We start from the raw sequence: 4,487 nt of genomic DNA, 5'->3' as shown, positions 1-4,487 counted from the left end.
TGCCGGTAGATGTCGGCCACGGTGCCGAAGGGGTCGGCGATCAGGTCGCGATAGTCGACGTCGTAGAACTGGGCCGGGTCGTAGTTGGCGCGGGCGGTGGTGAACCGCCGCAGCCCGCGCGACCAGGTGTCCATCGCGTCGGCTCCGATCCGGGCGCCGACGAACGTCGTCGACCAGCCTGCGGCGGTGTGCTGGGCCAGCGAGCACATCGACGCCATGATCGTCTCCACCGGGCGATGGGTCTGGATCACCAGCGCGTCGGGATAGGTGGCCATCAGCGCGTCCAGCGCGAACAGGTGGCTGGGGTTTTTCAGCACCCACCGCTTGTCGGCGTCGTTGAGCCCGATCAGCTGAAGGTTCTTGCGGTGCCGCCGATATGCGGGCGTCCAGTCCTGCTGCGCAAGCCATGTCGCGTAGCTCGGCAGGTGCGCCAACGTCTCATAGGACACCGAATGCAATGACTGCCGCAGCAGCTGCCAGCATTCCTCCAGCTCGTAGGCGGCCATGAAATGCAGGCCGGTGTAGCCGCGGTTCTCCCGGTGGTGCCGGGTGAACTGGTCGTCGAGTTGGCGATAGAACGGGTTGGACTCCCAGGTGTCGCGCGGGGGCCGCGGCTGCGGGAATTCGGCGAGCCACAGGTGCAGGCCCTGGTGGGCCGGGTCGGCGCCGAGTAGCCGATGCAGGGCCGTCGTTCCGGTCCGTACCAAACCCGTGACGAAAATGGGACGTTCGATGACGACGTCGGCGTGCTGGGGGTGCTGCCTCCACGCGGATTCCGACAGCAACCTGGCCACCAGCGCGCCCCGCAGGAAGAAGCGATTCATCTTGCTGCCCAGCACGGTCAAGTCCGCCTCGCGCCGGTAAGAGTCCAGCAACACGCCCAATGCTTCGCGATAGTTGTCGTCGTCGGCGCCGAAGTCGTCGAGCCCCACCAGTTTGGTGGCCGACGCGTGCAGTTCCTCGACGGTGCCGACATCGGTTCGGCCGGTAGTCATCAGGTGTGGTATTCCCCGCAGTTGACGTCCAGGGTCTGCCCGGTGATCCCGCTGGACAGATCACTGGCCAGGAAGAGGATTGCCGAAGCCACCTCGTCCTCGGTGGGCAGCCGCTTGAGGTCGGAGTTGGCCGCGGTCCCCTGGTAGATCTGGTCCACCGAGGTGCCGTACTTACCCGCCTGATGCTCGAAGTATGCCTGCAGCGTGTCGCCCCAGATATAGCCGGGTGCAACGGAATTGACCCGGATACCCTTCTCGCCGAGTTCGGTGGCCAGCGAGTGGGACATGGCCAGCAGAGTGGACTTGGCCATCTTGTAGGCGCCGTACTTGGCTTGTGAGTGCCGCAGCACCATGGAGTTGACGTTGACGATCGACCCGTTCGCCTTCTCCAGCGCGGGCGTGAACGCCTGGATGAGGCGCAACGCCCCGAGCGCACTGAGTTCGATCGCATCCCGGATGTGCTGGAAACCGGTGCCGGCCAAGGGTTTCATCGAGGGCACCCGGAATGCGTTGTTGATCAGCACATCGACCTTGCCGTAGGTTGCCAGGGCGGTCTCGACGAGGTTGTTCACCTCGTCGTCGTCGGTGATGTCCGCGCGGACCGGCAGCGCCTTGCGCCCGGACTCGCCCACCTGTTTGGCGACGGCCTCCAGGCGGTCGACGGTGCGGGCCGCGAGCACCAGCTCGGCTCCTTCGTTGGCGCACCGGTGCGCCAACGTGGTACCGAGCCCGGGTCCCACGCCGCTGATGACGACCACCTTGTCCTCGAGCATGCCCGTCACCCCAACATCCTGGCCGCGATCTGCTGCTGGCGCAGCGCGATTCGCGCTCGCCAGTGGTCCTCGGAAATCTTGTTGTGATCGAAATACGGCAGCGTGGTCGGCACCGCGTCGACGTTCACCAGGTCGACGGTCGGACCATCCGCGTCGGTCACCGGACGCGATACCCGCTGCCACCGGAACTGCAGAATGCCCCGCCGGTGGCCGAGCGTTTCGACCCAGTTGGTCACTCCCGGGTTCTGGTCGGAGACGACGATGCGCACCTTGCCGTCCGGATCCGCTTGCACCTGAGTGTTGTTCAGCGAGGTCTGGTGGTTGATGTAGTCCAGCGAGATGTACCACAGGCTGCCCAGCTGGAAGCCGAGGTAGGGGGCGTCGGAGACCGGGATCGTGATGATCAGCGCCTGATCGGGCCGCAGCTCGAAGTGGCCGACCGAGGAGTACTGGGTCGCCAGGCCGCCCGGCGTCAGCCGGGGCGCGACCATGGTGTTCACCGGGATGTCGAGGTAGAACCACTGCGGGAACTGCAGCCACGTCTTGACCCGGCTGACGAGCTGCTTGGCGGCTGTGGCACAACGCTTGTCGATGATCTGGCGGGTCAACGGCGGCGGCGCAGTGCCCGCGGTGTCGAGCCGGGAGATCGCCAGGGTGCCGCGCTGCGCCGACCAGTCGGCGTACACCTCGCGGATCACCAGCTGCCCGGGGCTGGCCGGCCGCACCCGCCACTCGAAGCTGCCGTCGGCGGCGATGTCGAGTTCGCGGTCATCGAACGCGGCCTGGCTGGCCGGCACGTTGTCGTCGGTGTACTCGCCGCCGAGGAGCTGGAAACTCAGGTCGGTCGTGGTGCCCCGCTTACCGGTCACGACGTAGTCGTGGCCGGCGTGCACCCGGGTGCCGAAGTAGAGGGTGTCGGGGTTGTCCAGTCCCATTTTGGTGAACGGCCCGGTGCCCGACTGCAGGAACGGGTGGTCGCGCTCGTAGTCGAAGGCCAGATGCAGGCATCCGGCGATGCAGCCGGCCAGATACTGCAGCCCTTCGAGCAGGTCGGCCTCGGTTTCGATGTGCGGTGCGGAGGCGACGAGTTCCTCGGCCTCGGCGATGGCAGAGGTGAGCGGGCCTGAGAAGGAGTCTATGGACACGCCTAGACGCTAGAACGTGTTCTACTTTTTCGTCAATGGCGAACGTCCCCGCGCCCCCCGGGATCAGCCCGATTGAGCTGCCCCACCAAATTCGACGTCACCGACGAAAACGCCGCCGCCGCCAACATCGGCGACAACACCAAAAAACTCATACGGTCCGTCCCTTCGGGTCCTCAAACCGCGGCTGCGCTTGCGCTGATCCTAAAGCACTGACTGGCCGCAATGCACGCATCGATTTTGGTCAAAAACGGGAGCCGGCGCGGTGCGATCAACGACGCATCGGCGAGCCCCCCGAATACCAGGAACGCGAAGGCAGATCACTGCCAGACGGGCTACTGTGCGCGACGCTGCGGTTCCGGCCCTTGGCGCTGCGGCTCTGGGGCTTGGCGCTGCGGCTCCGGGGCATCCATGGCCAGCCGCTCTCCCGGCTCCCGACTTTCCGCGGCCGCTGCCGGCGGCTTTGGGGCCGAGATTGCCCCGGCCGGTGCCGCCGACCTGGACGCTGCGGCCAATGGCACCAAAGGCGTTGCCGCAGGGGTTGTTTGCACGTCCTCGGTGGGCACTGTGGGAGCTTCCGCCGGAGGAACCGGCGCTTCTTCGACCGGGGCCGTTGCGGCGCCCGCCACTGGCGATGCTCCTCCGGCCCCCGTCGACCGCTGTGCCGACGATGCCATCATTGCGGCCATCCCGGCCGTTCGGATCAGGCCCGCGCTGGTGCTGCCGGGAGTCACGGCACCCGCGCTTCCGCTGCCGACGCTGTCGCTACCGACAGTCGAACCACTGACGGCGCCGGTGCCACCGCCGACGACAGCGGCGTTGGTGTTCGTGTTCGCGGCGTTCGCGGCGGCCACACCGCCACCGGCAGCAGCTGCGCCGCCGACGCCTCCGGCGTAGCCGACCGTCGCCGTTGCGGCTCCCGCGTCAGCGCCGCCGGCGCTACTTCCCGCGGCAACTGCGGCGCTACTTCCCGCGGCAACTCCGGCGCCACTTCCCGCGGCAACTCCGGCGCCACCAGAGCCAAGGGAGCTCACGGCGCCACTGAGACCGACGGCGGCCATCCCGCCGGCCGCCATCCCGCCGGCCGCCATCCCCGAGATGAACGGCAGGGCAGGCATGCTCGCCTGACCCGATGTCAGCTGCGCGGCCGCCACCGACGCCCCGCCGTGGTAGCCCACCATCGCCGCCACATCCTGGGCCCACATTTCGGCGTAGTTGAACTCGGTCTGTGCTATGGCGGGCCAATTCTGGCCGAACAAGTTCGACATCACCAGGTTCGCCAGGTCGTTACGGTTGGCCTGAACCACCAACGGGTGGACCACGGCCGTCAGGGCGGCCTCGAACTCGGTGGCCACCGCCTGAGCCTGAGCCGCCGCACTGGCCGCCTGAGACGCCGCGGCGCTCAACCACCCGGCGTAGGGCGCTGCCGCCGCCGCCATCGCCGACGCCGCGGCCCCCTGCCACGCCTGGCCCGCCAAGTTCGACGTCACCGACGCAAAGGACTGCGCGGCCGAGGCCAACTCGCTGGCCAGCCCGTTCCATGCCGCCGCGGCCTGCAGCATCGGAGCCGACCCCGC

Annotated in this window: 3 protein-coding genes and 1 pseudogene; all 4 read right to left on the bottom strand. The window is 67.8% G+C overall.

What is annotated here, in order from left to right; translation table 11 throughout:
- The coding region (locus ACOJVU_RS14000) for a sulfotransferase family protein (protein WP_421530320.1) at positions 1–995 on the bottom strand (995 nt) is incomplete at its 3' end.
- Entirely contained in the window at positions 995–1,777 is a 783-nt protein-coding gene (locus ACOJVU_RS13995; protein ID WP_421530319.1) for an SDR family oxidoreductase, read from the bottom strand. The genes ACOJVU_RS13995 and ACOJVU_RS14000, both read right to left, overlap by 1 nt.
- A complete protein-coding gene (locus ACOJVU_RS13990; RefSeq protein ID WP_421530318.1) occupies positions 1,774–2,913 on the bottom strand; it encodes a hypothetical protein in 1,140 nt (379 codons plus the stop codon). Before ACOJVU_RS13990 ends, ACOJVU_RS13995 begins: the two co-directional genes overlap by 4 nt.
- Positions 2,914–4,036: 1,123 nt before the next feature.
- Positions 4,037–4,487, bottom strand: a pseudogene (locus ACOJVU_RS13985) (PPE family protein); the annotation flags it as partial.

The sequence above is a fragment of the Mycobacterium sp. THU-M104 genome (genome assembly GCF_049197365.1).
In the GTDB taxonomy this organism is placed as follows: Bacteria; Actinomycetota; Actinomycetes; order Mycobacteriales; family Mycobacteriaceae; genus Mycobacterium.
This window is presented reverse-complemented; position numbering and strand designations above follow the sequence as displayed.